Raw genomic sequence first — 15,908 nt, forward strand, 5'->3', positions numbered from 1 at the left:
CACGAGGTCCACGAGCCGTTGACCATCAGGCCCCAGGCGGGAGCGATGCGCCATTCGATACCCAGGTCGGGGGTGAGGGTAGCCCAGCGCAGCAGGTTGGCCCGCAGGGAGAGGTGGTAGGAGTCGTGCTCCGGGTGCCCGGCCTCGGCCCGCTGCCGTTCGGCCTCCAGGCGTTGCTTCTCTGCCTCCAGACGTTGTTGCTCGGCCTCCAGGCGTTGTTGTTCAGCTTTCAGGCGTTGCTGTTCAGCCTCCAGCCGTTCGGCCTCGGCCTGTTGCTCCGGCCCGCTCTCGGAGGGCTGGACGGGGATGGCGATTCGCACCGTTACATAGTCGCCGCCGGAGGTGTGGTTGCTTGTGGTGAAGCAGGCTTCGGAGAGCCCCTCGCGAGTGATGAGTTCGCTCTTCACCCGGTTGGATCGGATGCGGGCGATGGCCCGGGCGGCCGCTTCGTCGCGGAGCGAGCTGCAGTAGCCGTCGACCAGGATGGGGATGGTGCCGGCGAGTATCGCCTCTTTGTTCTGTACTACGCACGAGAGCAGACGGGTCAGCTCGGTGCCGTTGTTTCGGTAAGCGGTATAGAGGCCGTCGTTCCCCGGCTCGAACCGAAAGTGGTAGATGGTGTCGCCCTGTGTCTGTGCCACGAGCGGGTATACAACAGCCCATAGCACGAGGGTCATCAACAATTTTTTGAACATGTCGTTATATAGGATTTGGTATTATCGGGAAGGATTGTATTTCAAAGATAATATTCGGAGGAGAAATATGCAAATGGTGATTGTTAAAGGATTTAACAATCAAGGCGTTGCACTGTTAAAATTTAACCAAAATTGTTGATAGAGCAAAGAAATTGTTGATAGAGCAAATTTTTCGGCCCTGATTTTTAACATTTGAAATGTTGAACATCGCTATTTTTTTGTTTCGAGCCCCTGTTTTTTGCTCTTTTTTGGAGGGAATATGTCCGTTTTTTTTATCGTCGAGAGGAACGAAGTCAGAGGTATCGCCGTTGTTGTCGAGCTCTTTTCCCGGACCTCGCCGTCCCGTCATTCCGCACTCCCTCGCTGGACCCCGCATCGCTGTGCGGGGTGACCCGGTGTGTTCATTCTTCTCAGCAGCAAGAAGAACGAACCAAGAAGTGCCGCCGCTGTTATCGGGCATTCTCGCTCGGAGTCTGTCACCGCCCTCGGGGGCTGCGGAACTTGCTGTGCTCAAACAGTCCTCGCCCTTCTTCCTCGGTCGGCTAGTCTCCTCCCGGCCCGATAAAGGCGGTGTTTGCTTCGTGCTCGCAGCTCGCTTGCGCCACGGTGGTTTAAAACAGAAGCGGGGACATACATCGTGTATGCCCCCGCTATGGGTGTCGTCGGCAAGGATGTGCCTTACCGTACGGTAGAGTCTTTATTTAGCCTCCTCTTCTACGACGCCGGTCATAATTACCTCGATGAGGTTTTTGCCGTTGAAGATCTTCTTGGTGAAGGCCTTCATGTCGTCGATGGTGATGCTGTTGAGGGTCTCTTCGTAGTTGCTCTCGTTGTCGCCGTAGCCCAACTCGAAGTCAGAAATCACATCTCTCCAATAGGAGTTCTCACGCAGGTTTTGAGCATGTTTCTTGAGCATATACTCTTTCACCTTGGTGAAATCTTTTTCGCGAGGACCCTCTTTCACAACCTTCATCAACTCGGCATGAGCGCGGTCGGTGAGACGTTTCTCGTCTTGCGGGTTGGTGTCGAAGCCGAAGAGGAACAACCACTCGTTGTCGATTGACGAGAAGTTGGCCATGGTACCTACGCCGTAGGTTCCACCCTCTTCTTCACGGATGGTCTCGGTATATACAATGTCCATTACCTGGTTGAGAATGCTGAGCATAAGGTTGTTGCGCAGGTTGTATTTCTCGTCGCCCGAGTAGATGGCATAGACGGTCGATTTGGCCGTTTCCATCGGTTGGTTGTAGTGGTTCGTGACGATACCCTTTTGAGTTCCGATCAGTTTGCCCACTTTGTCGCGGCTCTTGCTGGCCGGGAGCGAAGCGATGTATTTCTCTACATAGGGTTTGAGCGAGTCGGTGTCGAAGTTACCTACGAAGATGAAGGTATAGTCGGCGGCATTGGCCAGGCGCTCCTTGGCGATTTGGAGAATGCGGTCGTAGCTGATCTGGTCGATGTCTTCGGCTTTCAACTGACGGCGCAAGGGGTTGTGGTCGTAGAGGGTAGCCGAGAGCGAATCGCTGAAGATGTATTGCGGCGTGTTGGCATAGTTGACGAGAGCTGCTTTCGATTGCTCTTTCCAGGCGGCAAATGCCTCGTCGTCGCGGTGCAGGTCGGTGAAGGTGAGGTATACGAGTTGCATCATCGTCTCGAGGTCTTTCGTGGCACACGAAGCGAATACCGATTCCTGAGCCCCGCCCATCGAGAAGCTTGACGATACCTTCTTGCCGGCCAGGGCTTTCATCAGGTCGGTCTTGCCGAATTGGCCGAGGCCACCCAGTTCAACGATTTCGTTGAGCGATTTCAGGTCGCGGGCCAGAGCCGGGTCGTTGGTGTTGTAGAGCGAATATCCACCTTTGCTGACAGCCAGCATGGTGATTTCGTCGCCCTTGAAGTCGGTGGGTTTGAGCACCACTTTGGCACCGTTGGAGAGGGTCCACTCGGTCGTGCCGAATTTCTTACCGGCAGCGCTCTTGGTCACTTTGCCGGCAGCGGGCTCTTTCGAGATGAGGGGCTCGTTCGATACCTTGTCGACATAGGGGGCAACCTCTTCGGCCTCTACCTCTTTGATGGCAGCCAGTACCTGGTCTTTGTCGGGGTAGGTAACACCCTCTTTGTCGGGACCGGTAAGCGAGATGACCATGTTCTCTTCGCTGATGAGCGATTTTACATATTGGTTCACCATATCGACCGTGATAGCGGGCGACATCTGCTTGATGAGGTTATACTCCATTTCGATGCCGGGGATGTAGCCGCCGTCGATGAAGTGACGGATATATTCTTCGGCATAGTCGACGTTCTTGCGGTTGTTACGTTCGTTGTAGAGGTTCTCGTAGTTCGAGAGCATCGTGGCGCGTGCCCGGTCGTACTCCGAAGCGGTGAACCCGAAGCGGTCTATACGCTCGGCCTCGCGGATGATACCCTTGATGGCGTCGATGGCACCGTTGTCTTTACCCACGGCAATGAGGGTGAAGGCGCTTTTGGTCTTCGATACGAAGAAGTCGCCGTCGAAGATGGCACCGGCAATGAAGGGAGCATCGGGTTTCTGGGTAATCTCGGTGATGCGGTCGTTGAACATGATACCAATCACGCCGTTCATGTAGTCGGTGATGGCCCCGTTGATGGTACCGCGCATTTCACGGGGCATGGGGTCGTGTTTCATGTAGATGTCTACACGAGTGTAGGCGGCCTCTTTGTCCTTGTGGAAGGCAAAGATGGGCTCTTTGTTGTCGGGTACGGGATAGTATACGCGCTCGGCAGCGTTCTCGGGCATTTTGATTTTGCCGAAGAGCTCTTTGATTTGAGCCTCCATCTTGTCGGCGTCGAAGTCACCGATTACGATGATACCCTGTTGGTCGGGGCGATACCATTTGTGGTAGTAGTCGCGCAGAGCCTGGTAGGGGAAGTTCATCACTACCTCCATGGTACCGATAGGCATGCGGTTGGCATACTGGCTGCCTGCAAACATGACGGGCACCGTAGCCTCCCAGGTACGCCAGTTGGCATCGGCACGCGTACGCCACTCTTCGTGGATAACGCCGCGCTCTTCGTCGATATCCTTATCGTTGAGCGAGATGGCGCAGGCCCAGTCGTAGAGCACGAGCAGACACGAGTCTACCAGATTCTGATTCTGCGTGGGGACGTTGGAGATGCGGTATACCGTTTCGTCGAAACCGGTATAAGCATTGAGGTCGACACCGAATTTGATACCGTTGTTCTCGAGGTAGTTGAGCATCGTCTTCCCGGGGAAGTGCTCGGTACCGTTGAAAGCCATGTGCTCGAGGAAGTGGGCCAAACCGCGTTGGTCTTCGTTCTCGAGAATCGAGCCTACCTTTTGGGCAATGTGGAACTCGGCACGGTTCTTGGGGGTTTCGTTGTGACGTACATAGTAGGTGAGACCGTTGTCAAGCACACCGTAGCGCACGTTGGGATCGATGGGCAATGCTTCCATCTGAGGAGCTTGCTGTGCCGATACCCATTGGGCTACGGCCAGGAAAGCAAGCACTAATCCCGATTTTACCATTCGTAAATTCATTGTGTTTTGATTTAATGATAAATATTGGTGTTTGTGTTATTTTGTTGTCTCTTCGTTATCTCCCTGATATTCGAGTATGTCGCCGGGCTGGCAGTTCAACTCCTTGCAGATGGCCTCGAGGGTCGAGAAGCGTATGGCTTTGGCCTTCCCGGTCTTGAGTATAGAGAGGTTGGCGGGAGTAATCTCTATCTTGCCCGAAAGTTCGTTGAGCGAAATTTTCCGTTTCGCCATCATGACATCAAGGTTCACAATAATCGGCATAGGCAATGATTTATATGGTGAGGTCCAACTCTTCGCGTTGTTTGTGGGCAATGTTCAGTATCTCGGCCAGCAGCAGCAAGATAAAGGGGATGGTGACTGCCGGGCTCATCTCGGGGTAGCAAAGGGTGTAACCGCCCAGGTCGAGGTGCGAACGGTAGTATCCGGTTGCAATGAACAGGTCGATATAGCTGATGAAGTAGAAGGCAATCATGTAGTAGGAGAGGAGCCGCAGGCGTCGGATGTTCTTGTGGTTCATCAAACCGTCGGCCGCTACCGAACGGATGAGCTTGACCAGCATCACAATCATGGCTATGAACGAGGCCAGTGAGAGCAGAGTAAAGATTGCAGCACAGATTCTCAGCCCTTGCGGTACCATCGAGTCGGGTATGTAGAGGATCCCGCCGGTCGATAGCGTGAGGCCCGGTATCGAACCGAACTCGCTCAGTTGCAGGTTGTCGGGCTTGATGGTGCTTATCTGTAACGACGATTTTCCCAGTCCGTTTTCAAATCCGATAAACGAAGAGTTGAACCCAATCGTGAATCCCTTGGAGAAGTCGAGTACGATGGGAATGAGTATAAGCAATGCAATTAACAGGTTGAGTAATTGTATTTTCCGTTTTGTCTGCTTGTCGTAAAACATATAAGCTGTGTTGTATTGGTAAGACAAAGGAAAGCAATGTTTTTGAGAAAAACAAGAAAAACAGTATATTTTTATCGAAAAACGATAAAATTTGATTCCGTGCGGGGTGTGGAGGAAGCCGATTATTTGTTGTCGATGTCCGAGATATAGCCGTTCATCATGGCATAGAAACTGAGTCCCGATACGGTTTTGATGCCCAGTTTGGCGGTGAGGTTCTTGCGGTGGCTGAGCACGGTGTTGATGCTGATGTTGAGTTGGTCGGCAATCTCTTTGTTCATAAATCCCTTGGCCACCAGTTTCAACACCTCGGTCTCGCGAGGCGAAAGCTCTTGGGGCAGGCTTTCGGCTTGTCGGCCGAGCTGTTCGACAAAGCGTTCGAGGCGTTCGAGCAGGCTCTCCTTCTCTTCGTCGATGGGGAGTGTGGGGGCAAACGATTCGGACGATTGGTCGCCGTGAGCCGTAAGCAGCATGATGCGGCTCTTGCGGGGTAGGAAGAAGTCGCTGTATTTCAATACCGTGTCGGCGAAGAGCAGGTAGGCGTCGAACTGTTCGGGGGTGTCGTCGAAGAAATCTTCTGCTCGGTTGTAGAGTGCAGGGGTCACGTCGAAGTATCGTTGGAACAGATGCTTCAGACCTAAGTTCAGCAGGGTATGCGGGGTGACGACGGCGATACGCATGAGCAGTTTCTTGGGTTATTCTTTATCGTGGCAGGCTTTGAGCATGGCATCGGCAATGGGGCGCAGGATGCGGTTGCGTATGCGGTTGTGCTGCTTGATGTCTTTCTCGAGGCTGTACAGGGCGAAGATAACACCGTGGCACAGGTTGAGGTCGTACTCGCCCCGCAGATGAATGACGAAGAGGCTCTTGAGGTCGTCGAGCTTCTCTTCGAGCGAGTCGGGCTCGTCGTGGTCGTAGCGTATGTGCTCGCCATAATATTCGCCTTGCAGCTGCTCGGCCGCGGCCCTGATGGCGGGGAACCAGCTGGTGCGGTCGCGCTCGATGCGCGAGAGCAGCTCTTTCTTCAGCTCCTCGAAAAACTGCTTCATCAGCTCGAGGTTGTTGTTGTCGCTGTCGCTCTGCGAGATGAGTGAGTTGAAGTGCCGCTCGATATTGGGTATCTGGAATTGCTGGTAGTAGCTGTTGGTGAGAGTGAGGTAGTCGACGATCTGGGTGGCACAGAACGATTTGAGGCGGTTCTCGGGGAAATAGTCTTCGTTGATGAAGGTGTTGAGAATCGTCACGAAAAACTCGCAGTCGAGGTTTTTCTCTTCGCATACGGTGCGTATGCTCTTGTCGCCGACACCCAGAATAATCCCGAATCGGTTGATGACCGGGATAATCGAGGGCTCGTTCAGGATGACGTCGCAAAGTTTACAATCGGCGTTTATCAGTGCCATGGTTCGTTGTTTTTATAGATGATGTCGTTTTCGGTAATAATCAGGTCCATCTGTATGTCGTGAGGCTCGGCCGGAATTTCGTCGACCAGTTGCAGCCCGTAGCAGATGCCTATCTTTCGGGCCGAGGTCTGCCGCAACAGGCGGTCGTAGTAGCCTTTGCCGCGGCCCAACCGGTTCATGCGGCGGTCAAAAGCTACCCCCGGCACGACAATCCACTCGAGCAGCGAGGGGTCTACGGCCGTGTCGTCGGCCGGCTCCCAGATGCCGAAGGCTCCCTGTTTCACGGCCCCTTCGTCATAGGCGGCCACCACCAGGTCGTCGCCGGCGACAATGGGCAGATAGAGCTGTTTGGCCGTGCTCCATCTCGAGAGCAGCGGTCGAGTGTCTACCTCGTCGGGCAGAGCGTGATAGAGCATGAGGCGGCTCACCCGGTCGAAGCCGGGCAGCGACTCTATGGCCGCGCAGATGCGTCGCGAGAGCTCCTCCCGCTCGGCAGAAGTGAGGGCCCGCTTCAACTGCTTGATTGTTTGCCTGAGCTGGTGTTTGTCGTGCATGACGTGTCGCTCCTATTTCGTGCCCGTGCTTGCGGTCGAGGTCCCGCTCAACAGCCGGTTGTAGTTCTGCTCGTCGGCCAGTACCTCCTGGGCTTTGCGCAGCGTCTCGTCGTCACGCAGCAGCAGTTTGTAGAAAGCCTCTTCACCCAGGATGTTGCGGGCAATGTAGGCCTGCAAGGTGTTGATGATGAGTCGGCGCGAGATGTTGATGTAGACGGGGCGCGGGCGTATGCCTTTTTGTGCCGCATATTGCACGAAGCTGTTCAGCAGACTGTTGCCCTCGATCATCGGCATCAGGTCGTCGAGGTCTTTGGCTTTCGACAGGCGGTCGCGGTTCTTGTCGGTGAAGTCGAAGGCATACTGGTAGAGGGTACCCTCGTTGATTACGTTGTTGAAGTACGAGGTGTATCCGGTCGTATCGCGCGGTACGAAGATGTCGGGCATGATGCCGCCTCCACCGTATACCTCGCGTCCGTTGACTGTGTGGTATACCAGTTCTTTGTTCTGTTTGATGCTGTCGGCGTTGAAGAACTCGCCGTGTTTATAGCGGTTGACAATATCCATGCTGTAATCGTCGGCCTTGCCCAGCTCATACTGTTTCTGGATGCAGCGGCCCGAAGGGGTGTAGTAGCGGGCTACCGTAAGGCGTATGGCCGAGCCGTCGCGGAAGGGAATCTGCTGTTGTACCAACCCCTTGCCGAAGGTACGGCGGCCTACAATCAGACCTCGGTCGTTGTCTTGTATGGCCCCGGCAAAGATTTCGCTCGACGAGGCCGACCATTCGTCGGTGAGGACGATAAGCGGAGCATCCTGGAAGGTGCCGGTCCCGTTCGAGACGGCATCCTCACGCTCGAAGGCCCGGCCTTCGGCATAGACAATCAGCCGGTTGGCCGGGAGCAGTTCGTTGGCCATGTTGATGGGAATATCCATCAGACCACCGCTGTTGCCGCGCAGGTCGATGATAAAGCTCCGGGCTCCCTCGTTGTTCAGCTTGGAGAGGGCATTGATGAACTCGTCGTAGGTGGTGCGTCCAAATTTGCTTACCTTGATGTAGCCAGCCTGGTCGTCGAGCATGAAGGCGACGTCGATGCTGTTCACGGGAATGTCGCCCCGGGTTACCTCGTAGGTGAGGGGCTTCTTGGCCGTCTTGCGCACGATGGTGAGTTTGACTACCGAGTCTTTGGGACCTTTCAGATTTTTTATCACGCTCTCGTTGCTGATGCCTTCGCCCACGAAGGCCGAGTCGTTGATGGCGACGATGCGGTCGCCGGCCAGAATGCCCACCTTTTCGGAGGGACCGCCCGGGATTACACTCACTACGTTGATGGTGTCGTTGAGGATATTGAACTGAATGCCGATGCCGCTGAACGAGCCTTCCAACTCTTCATTGACACTCTCCAGGTCTTGGGCCGGAATATAGGCCGAGTGGGGGTCGAGCTCGCCCAGAATCTTGGGCATGACGTTTTCGATAAGGTCGTCTCGGTTTACGGTATCGACATACTGTTGTTCGATACATTGCAGCAGGCTTTCGATTTTGTCGTATTGCGCGCTGCCGCCGAAGGGATTTTGAATGGAGAAGAATCGTCCGATTAAGATGCCCCCCACGATAGCTACGGCTACGAGCAGGGGAATCCAGACGAAGCGGGCTTTGTTATTGTTCATAATCGATGCGGATAATTTAAACGCGTTCTGTTGTTATAGAAGAAAAACATATTATCGGCGAGATTGCTCACACGGGTGACGGGCTTTTCCCAGTTTCTCTCTGGAGCCTCTCGTCTTGGTATCTATCTTTTTCGATGGTTCGGGCGGTATTGACTCCCGATTGACAAATCGCTTGCGGCGCGATTGTCTCCGTGGGGTTACTGTCCCGACTCCTGCGGTTTGTGCTCGTCGGCTTGCGGGTCGATGAAGTCGACCTTGACATGAGCATTCCGCAAGAGGTCGATACCGTCTTGCAGCCGGTAATACTCCGAGAATACCACACGCTTGATGCCTGCCTGAATAATCAGTTTGGCACATTCGATACAAGGCGATGAGGTGACATACAGGGTGGCTCCGTCGCTGCTATTGTTGCTGCGGGCCACTTTGGTAATGGCGTTGGCCTCGGCATGCAGCACGAAGGGGAAGGTGTGTCCGCTCTCGTCTTCGCAGCAGTTTTCAAATCCGGCCGGCGTACCGTTGTATCCGTCGGAGATAATCATCTTGTCTTTGACAATCAAGGCTCCGACCTTACGCCTTTGGCAATAGGAGTTTTCGGCCCAGATTTGCGCCATGCGTATGTAGCGCTTGTCCAGGTTCAGTTGTTTGTCGGTGCTATTTAATTTCGTATCCATATATCCTGCGATAATGATTTACAAAAATAGCTGTTTTGCGGTTATTTATCCTCTTTTTTTATCAAATAATAACGGTGCACCGGCAAGAAAAATGAGCCGGGCATCGGGCCGCATAGTAAAACGGGGTGTCGGATAGCCTCCGACACCCCGTGTAATCAGTCGATAAAGCGGCGTAATATGTTGTCGTAGGCATCGATGCGGCGGTCGCGCAGGAAGGGCCACCAGCGGCGCACATTCTCGCTGCGGCCGAGGTCGACCTCGACTACCTGGCTCCATTCGTTGTCGCTGGGTGCTGCGGCCAATATCTCACCCTGAGGACCACACACGAAACTGTGGCCCCAGAACTGGATGCCCCGGGTCTGTTGCGAGGGGTCGGGCTCGTGTCCCACCCGGTTGACGGCGATGACCGGCAGACCGTTGGCTACGGCGTGTCCCCGTTGCGAGATAATCCAGGCATCCTGCTGGCGCTTTTGCTCCTCGGGGGTATCGGAGCTTTCCCAACCGATGGCGGTGGGGTAGATGAGCAGGTCGGCTCCCTGCAGGGCCATGAGGCGGGCAGCCTCGGGGTACCACTGGTCCCAGCACACCAGCACGCCCAGTGTACCTATCGAGGTCTGGATAGGCTTGAAGCCCAGGTCGCCGGGGGTAAAGTAGAACTTCTCGTAATAGGCGGGGTCGTCGGGGATGTGCATCTTGCGGTATTTCCCGGCCATGGAGCCGTCGGTGTCGAAGACGACGGCCGTGTTGTGATAGAGCCCGGGGGCGCGGCGTTCGAAGAGCGAGGTGACCAGCACGATGTGCAGGTCGCCGGCCAGGCGGCCGAAGAATTCGGTCGACGGGCCTGGTATGGGTTCGGCCAGGTCGAAGTTGTCGGTCGATTCGGTTTGGCAGAAGTAGAGGCTGTTGTGCAGCTCTTGCAGCACCACGAGTTGGGCCCCCTGGGCGGCACACTGTTCGATGCGCTGTTTCAGCCGGTTCATGTTGTCGGCCCTATCGCCGCTGTTATGTTGTTGGACGAGTCCGACTTTGATTTTCTTTTCGGTCATGTTATATAGCATTTTATCGTAATACATTCTCGGGGTATTGCATGGTAACGCAGTGCAGCGACCCGTGTTGCCGGATGAGCGGCGAGCAGTCGATACCCACCATCTCCCGGCCGGGGAAGGCGGCTTGCAGAACCTCGGCGGCAGCCCGGTCGTTGGCCGGTTGCCGGTAGGTGGGGTATAGCACGGCATCGTTCATGATGAGGAAGTTGGCGTAGGTGGCAGGCAGCCGCTCGCCATTCTCGTCATGTACCGCATCGGCCATGGGCAGGGGCAGCAGCCGGTAGGGCGAGCCATCGAGGGTGGTGAAGGTGCGCAGTTGTTCCTCCATGCGGCGCAGCGCCTCGTAGTGCTCGTCGGTGGTATCGGTACACCGTACGTAGACAATGGTATCGTCGGGGGCGAACCGGGCCAGGGTGTCGATGTGGCTGTCGGTGTCGTCGCCGGCCAGATAACCGTGGTCGAGCCACAAGACGCGTTGCAGTCCGAAGGTCTCTTTCAGATACTCTTCGATGCGTTCCTTCGACCACTCGCCGTTGCGGTTGGGCGAGAGCAGGCATTCGCTTGTGGTGAGCAGGGTGCCGGCGCCGTCGCTTTCGAGGGCTCCCCCCTCGACTACGAAGTTGAGCCGGTTTTCGTACCGGGCCTGGAATCGCTGCTGCCGATAGAGCGTCGAGGTGATGAGGTTGTCGTAGTTGGCGGCAAACTTGAGTCCCCACCCGTTGAACTTGAAGTCGTAGATGCAGGGCTCGCCGTTGCGCAGGAGGGTAATGCCACCGTGGTCGCGAGCCCACGTGTCGTTGGTGGGGCACTCGGCGAAGGTCTCCGCATCGGGGTCGACCACCCCTTGCAACAGTTGCTTTACCTGCTCGGGGTGAGGGGTGACAATCAACAGATGCTCGCGTTTGGCAATCTCACGGGCGAGGTCGATGTAGCAGGCCGTCACTTCGTCGAGCATGTAGGCCCAGTCGGTCGCTTCGTGGGGCCAGGTGAGCTGGATACCCGATTGCGGGTACCACTCGGCCGGGAAGAGTATCGTGGGGGTCATGCTTTCGGGGTTTGCGATTTACGGTCGAAGTAGGGACTCTTCGACGATACACTCAGTGCCAGCGCAATCACCTGTCGGCAGCCGGGCAACAGATTCATCTCTTGAGCTGCGGCTCCGGCCGAGAACATCACCCGGGTGTCGATGCGCAGGTCGGCCGCTTTGGAGCAGGCCGAGCCGATGGCAATGCCCACGTCGATCGAATTGATGGCACAGGGATTCTCCTGCGGGTTCTCGGCACAGGTCTTGTAGCCGCAATAGGCACAGTTGAGGCCCTGTACCTGGCGGCGGGTACCGATGAGGATAACGGCGTCGGACTGTTCGATGTTGCCGGCATCGCGCAGGAAAAACTTCATGTCGCGCTTCTCGCTCTCCTCTCTCATCCGGCGGGCCAGCGCCAGCAGGTCGTCGCCGGTGACGGTAGCAATCTCGATAATATCCACCCCCTTGCCTTTGGGTGCGGTACGTGCCGCCATCATAATCTGTTTGGCAGCTTTGCATACAACCTCTTTACGAGTATCACGTTCGTTGTAAATCATGTTGTCTTCTTTATTTGATACAAAGATAATAAAAGGTGAGAGCAGAGGCAAATGGAAAACGCAGTTTTCAACTTTGCCTGGGCCGAGCCGCATCCTGTCTTCTTCAAAGATAGCGAAAGGTGAGAGCAGAGGCAAATGGGAAACACGGAATGTGAAAAGATGATGCGTAAAGGTCTAATTTGTTTTCGCTTTTTTACAAGTTTTCAATCACTTTTTATAAAAGATTTTCTATATTTGTAAACCAAGATATGCAATAATGTGTTCATTTGATAAATAGGAATGCCATGAGTAATGATATTACAATCATATTTGATGATATTATTAAGCAATATCGCACTTTGGATTTGGCGGAAGAGATGTTTCGGTCGATGATGGAGGACGATAAGCAGTTGGAAGCCGATTATCAAGAGTGGTGCGATACGATGGGAGTCTCGGGACGAAAGGGTTTTGCTTACTATTATGAAGAGTATCTCGAACAGCAAGATTCGGTATGGGATAGTCTCGATGATCACGATGAGAGATAGTCATCCGGGCAAATGAGTGCGTTTGCCCAACCATGAAGAGGGACTGTTGTACGATTTTCTACGGGCTTTGAACGTAGAAAAATAGAGGATCGTGGGGCAATCGAGAGGGAATGAACAAAAATCTTCTTTATCTTTGTTCACGAGAAATCGATGTGTATGAACCGAGTTTATTATTGGATAGTGCCGCTGTTGCTGTGTGCTGGTTGCCAGGGCGGCGTAGAGACTTCGTATGTAATCGACGGGCATGTAAACAATGCCGACGCCAATGGAAATATTATCTATCTCTCTCATAGCAATGGCGACGAGCTGGTTAATCTCGACAGTGCGATTGTCGACGACGGGCTCTTTTCGTTTCGCGGTGAGCAAGAGGTGCCTATCATGGCTTATTTGCGATTCAACCGTTCGCTCGACTCGCTGGCCGTGCCGGTGCTGTTTATTCTGGAGAACGGTTCGATGGAGGCCACGATGGACACCCTGTTTTCGACCGTGACGGGTACCGAGCAAAACGAGGCTTTCGAGGCGTACAGGGTAGAGGCCCATCGGCTCGACTCGCTGCGCAACCGGTTGCATGAGCGTTATCTCGAGCAGGTGGCCGACAGCCAGATGACAGCCGAGCTCGAGTCGTCGATGTATGGACAATATGGTCGTCTCGACGACGAGGCAACCGATCGGGCCTACCGGTTTATCCGCAAGAACCGTAATTCGCCGGCAGCACTCTGGTTGCTCGAGTCGATGCAGAGCCGTTTCAGCGAAGCCCAGTTGGAGCAGCTTCTGTCGGAGCTGGGTAGCCGCAACAAGAGTGCACAGGTGCTGACCGATATAGCTCAGCGGCTGCGCAGTGCCGATAAGATAGAGCCGGGCAGCCCGTACGTAGATGTACCGTTGGTCGATATGTGGGGGCGAAGCACCTCGCTGTCGGGCTATGTGGGGTATGCTCGGTATGTGGTCGTGGGGTTCTGGCAAGCCGGCAGCGACCCTTCATGCCGGGCCATGGTCAAGTTGGGTGAACTGTATCGTGAGTATGGCTACCGAGGTGCAATCTTCCTGTCGGTCTCGCTCGACAGCGATGCCGAGTTGTGGCGCGAGCAGGTGCAGGCTTCGAAGTTGCCGGCCCACCAGTGTATCGCCGCCAACCCCGACGAGGTGGAGTCGCGCTATGCGCTGGCCGCGGTCCCTGCGTTTATAATCATCAATCCCGACGGGACCATAAATTCCCGCAATCTCACGCTCGAGCAGTTGGGCAGCAAGTTGCAGGAGCTGTTGCCCTATCGGATGCGTCGCGATACGGTGTCGGCCAAGTCGGACAGTTTGGCGAAAAAGAAAATATAGGCGTATGCGCATCGTATCGCTGGTAGAGAATACTACAAACTCGGAGCTGACGGCTAAACATGGCCTCTCGTTGTATATAGAGACTCGTCGGCACAGGATTTTGTTCGACTTGGGTCCCGATAATACCTTGTTTGAGAATGCCGCCAAGCGAGGCATCGATATTTCAACGGTCGATACGGTCGTCATTTCTCACGGGCACGCAGACCATGGGGGAGCTTTGAAGAAGTTTCTGGAGATAAACTCCCGGGCTGCCGTTTATGTGCAGAGAGAGGCTTTTGAACCCCATTACAGCAAGGTCTGGTTTTGCAAGGTGCCAATCGGGCTCGATCGGAGTCTGATGTCGCACCGGCAACTGGTGTTGCTGGAGGGCGATTGTACAATTGATGATGAGCTGCGGCTGTTTACCGTGAAGAGCCGGAGCGATAGATTTTACTCTCCGGCCAACCGTGTCCTCTATGATGAACGGGGGCAGGACGCTTTCGGGCACGAGCAGAACCTGATTATCGCCGAAAACAAGATGGTCTTGATTATGGGCTGCGGCCACTCGGGCGTCGTGAATATTATGGACGTTGCGGCAAAGTATCGCCCCTCCTTGTGTGTGGGCGGTTTCCATCTGTTCAATCCCGTTACCCGGAAATCGGTACCCGAGAGTCTGCTCGACGACATAGCCGCCGAGTTGCGTGGCAAATACGCGGATACCCTGTTCTATACGTGCCACTGCACGGGAAAGCCGGCATTCGACTATTTGGCCCGGCACATGGATAATATGCACTATATCGCTTGCGGCGACACTCTTGAAATTTAGTGAAGCATTATATGACTGCATAAAAAAAGCGCTCGACAGTGTCGGGCGCTTTCCTTATTATAGATTCGTCGATTATTCAGCAACGACTTCGAAGGGGATTTCTACGCTAACCTCTTTGTGGAGTTTGATAGTAGCTTTGTAGTGGCCCACTTCTTTTACAGGGTCTTTGATAATGATTTGTTTGCGGTCTACGTTGTGGCCCAGTTTCTCGAGAGCCTCGGCGATTTGGATGTTGTTAACCGAACCGAAGATGGTACCCGTCGAGCTGGTTTTTGCACCGATGGTGAGCGATACACCTTCGAGGGCAGCAGCCAGAGCTTGAGCGTCAGCTTTGATTTTCTCGAGTTTGTGAGCACGTTGTTTCAGGTCCTCTTCACGCATTTTCAGAGCCATGGGCGAAGCGATAACAGCTTTTCCTTGGGGGATGAGGTAGTTACGACCGTATCCGCTTTTTACCGTAACGACATCGTCTTTGTAACCGAGGTTGGCGATGTCTTCTTTCAATATTACTTGCATGCTAAAATTCCTCCTTCGTTTAATTATTTCATCAAATCAGTTACATAAGGGAGCAGCGCCAGGTGACGGGCTCTTTTCACAGCTTGTGCAATACGACGTTGAAATTTCAACGAAGTTCCTGTGATACGACGGGGCAGGATTTTGCCTTGTTCGTTCAAGAATTTTTTCAGGAATTCAGGATCTTTGTAGTCGATATACTTGATACCGTTTTTCTTGAAACGGCAGTATTTTTTCTTTTTGATGTCAACCGACGGAGGGGTCAAATATCTGATTTCGGATTGTGCTTGTGCCATTTTTTAGTTCTCCTTTACTTCTTCTACTTTGTTAGACGATTTAACACTTCTTCTCTTTGCAGCGTATTCGGCAGCAAATTTGTCCATTCTGAACGTCAAGAAACGGATTACACGTTCGTCACGACGGAATTGAATTTCCAGTTTGGCGATGACAGAAGGGTCGGCGTCAAATTCCAGCAGGTTGTAAAAACCGGTGGTTTTCTTTTGAATAGGATAGGCGAGCTTGCGCAATCCCCAGTTTTCCTCATTCACGATTACGGCACCTTGCTCGGTGAGAATCGTTTTGAATTTGTCTACCGCTTCCTTCATCTGTACATCAGACAAAACGGGAGTTAAAATGAAAACGGTTTCGTAATGATTCATACTCGTTTAGTTTAACGTATTTGGTTAATAGTT

At 53.9% G+C, this 15,908-nt stretch carries 19 protein-coding genes; 3 read left to right on the plus strand and 16 right to left on the minus strand.

Translation table 11 applies throughout. The annotated features are described in order from the left end of the window. From B5F38_RS00005 to B5F38_RS00065, 13 genes are all read right to left on the minus strand, one after another. Positions 1-695 (minus strand): DUF3575 domain-containing protein (locus B5F38_RS00005; protein ID WP_143240861.1); only part of this gene is annotated, 695 nt, incomplete at its 3' end. Positions 696-810: 115 nt separating this feature from the next. Further along, complete coding sequence (locus B5F38_RS00010) at positions 811-1,155, minus strand: hypothetical protein (protein WP_143240862.1); 345 nt, start codon at positions 1,153-1,155, stop codon at positions 811-813. 237 nt (positions 1,156-1,392) lie between these two features. Continuing rightward, positions 1,393-4,233 (minus strand): M16 family metallopeptidase, encoded by a 2,841-nt coding sequence (locus B5F38_RS00015; RefSeq protein WP_087407270.1) that lies wholly within the window; start codon positions 4,231-4,233, stop codon positions 1,393-1,395. Between the two features lie 36 nt (positions 4,234-4,269). Beyond that, on the minus strand, positions 4,270-4,494 hold the full coding sequence (locus B5F38_RS00020; RefSeq protein WP_087407271.1) for a helix-turn-helix transcriptional regulator: 225 nt from the start codon (positions 4,492-4,494) through the stop codon (positions 4,270-4,272). A gap of 10 nt (positions 4,495-4,504) precedes the next feature. After that, entirely contained in the window at positions 4,505-5,134 is a 630-nt protein-coding gene (locus B5F38_RS00025; RefSeq protein ID WP_143240863.1) for a DUF2975 domain-containing protein, read from the minus strand. A 122-nt stretch (positions 5,135-5,256) separates the two neighbouring features. Next, complete coding sequence (locus B5F38_RS00030; RefSeq protein WP_087407273.1) at positions 5,257-5,811, minus strand: LuxR C-terminal-related transcriptional regulator; 555 nt, start codon at positions 5,809-5,811, stop codon at positions 5,257-5,259. Positions 5,812-5,826: 15 nt separating this feature from the next. Beyond that, positions 5,827-6,531 (minus strand): helix-turn-helix transcriptional regulator, encoded by a 705-nt coding sequence (locus B5F38_RS00035; RefSeq protein WP_087407274.1) that lies wholly within the window; start codon positions 6,529-6,531, stop codon positions 5,827-5,829. After that, positions 6,522-7,085, minus strand: coding sequence for a 5-formyltetrahydrofolate cyclo-ligase (locus B5F38_RS00040; protein WP_087407275.1), 564 nt, complete (start codon positions 7,083-7,085; stop codon positions 6,522-6,524). The genes B5F38_RS00035 and B5F38_RS00040 overlap by 10 nt, the downstream gene beginning before the upstream one ends. 12 nt (positions 7,086-7,097) lie before the next feature. After that, positions 7,098-8,747: a S41 family peptidase gene (locus tag B5F38_RS00045; RefSeq protein WP_087407276.1), complete on the minus strand. Its 1,650-nt coding sequence runs from the start codon at positions 8,745-8,747 to the stop codon at positions 7,098-7,100. 197 nt (positions 8,748-8,944) lie between these two features. After that, entirely contained in the window at positions 8,945-9,418 is a 474-nt protein-coding gene (locus B5F38_RS00050) for a dCMP deaminase family protein (protein WP_087407277.1), read from the minus strand. A 155-nt stretch (positions 9,419-9,573) separates the two neighbouring features. After that, positions 9,574-10,464, minus strand: a complete 891-nt coding sequence (locus tag B5F38_RS00055) for a carbon-nitrogen hydrolase (protein WP_087407278.1) — start codon at positions 10,462-10,464, stop codon at positions 9,574-9,576. 13 nt (positions 10,465-10,477) lie between these two features. Beyond that, positions 10,478-11,509, minus strand: a complete 1,032-nt coding sequence (locus B5F38_RS00060) for an agmatine deiminase family protein (RefSeq protein WP_087407279.1) — start codon at positions 11,507-11,509, stop codon at positions 10,478-10,480. Next, the gene (locus tag B5F38_RS00065) at positions 11,506-12,045 is read right to left on the minus strand and encodes a DUF2148 domain-containing protein (RefSeq protein ID WP_087407748.1); all 540 of its coding nucleotides are present in this window, start codon (positions 12,043-12,045) and stop codon (positions 11,506-11,508) included. The genes B5F38_RS00060 and B5F38_RS00065 overlap by 4 nt, the downstream gene beginning before the upstream one ends. 284 nt (positions 12,046-12,329) lie before the next feature. Between B5F38_RS00065 and B5F38_RS00070 the strand changes: the two genes are divergently transcribed. From B5F38_RS00070 to B5F38_RS00080, 3 genes are all read left to right on the plus strand, one after another. Next, positions 12,330-12,569, plus strand: a complete 240-nt coding sequence (locus B5F38_RS00070) for a hypothetical protein (RefSeq protein ID WP_087407280.1) — start codon at positions 12,330-12,332, stop codon at positions 12,567-12,569. A 156-nt stretch (positions 12,570-12,725) separates the two neighbouring features. Continuing rightward, positions 12,726-13,898: a TlpA disulfide reductase family protein gene (locus B5F38_RS00075; protein ID WP_158096813.1), complete on the plus strand. Its 1,173-nt coding sequence runs from the start codon at positions 12,726-12,728 to the stop codon at positions 13,896-13,898. A 4-nt stretch (positions 13,899-13,902) separates the two neighbouring features. After that, positions 13,903-14,703 carry an MBL fold metallo-hydrolase gene (locus tag B5F38_RS00080; protein WP_087407282.1) on the plus strand — a complete coding sequence of 267 codons (801 nt, stop codon included), beginning with the start codon at positions 13,903-13,905 and terminating at the stop codon, positions 14,701-14,703. A 72-nt stretch (positions 14,704-14,775) separates the two neighbouring features. Here B5F38_RS00080 and rplI read toward each other — a convergent pair whose 3' ends face one another. Genes rplI through rpsF form a run of 3 tightly spaced genes read right to left on the minus strand, consistent with a single transcriptional unit; the run spans position 14,776 to position 15,875 of the window. Beyond that, positions 14,776-15,219 carry a 50S ribosomal protein L9 gene (gene rplI / locus B5F38_RS00085; protein WP_087407283.1) on the minus strand — a complete coding sequence of 148 codons (444 nt, stop codon included), beginning with the start codon at positions 15,217-15,219 and terminating at the stop codon, positions 14,776-14,778. Positions 15,220-15,242: 23 nt separating this feature from the next. Continuing rightward, positions 15,243-15,512 carry a 30S ribosomal protein S18 gene (gene rpsR / locus B5F38_RS00090; RefSeq protein ID WP_087407284.1) on the minus strand — a complete coding sequence of 90 codons (270 nt, stop codon included), beginning with the start codon at positions 15,510-15,512 and terminating at the stop codon, positions 15,243-15,245. 3 nt (positions 15,513-15,515) lie between these two features. Further along, positions 15,516-15,875: a 30S ribosomal protein S6 gene (rpsF, locus tag B5F38_RS00095; protein ID WP_087407285.1), complete on the minus strand. Its 360-nt coding sequence runs from the start codon at positions 15,873-15,875 to the stop codon at positions 15,516-15,518. Positions 15,876-15,908 lie beyond the last annotated feature (33 nt).

Origin of the sequence: Barnesiella sp. An22, from assembly GCF_002159975.1 — a bacterium.
GTDB lineage: Bacteria > Bacteroidota > Bacteroidia > Bacteroidales > Barnesiellaceae > Barnesiella > Barnesiella merdigallinarum.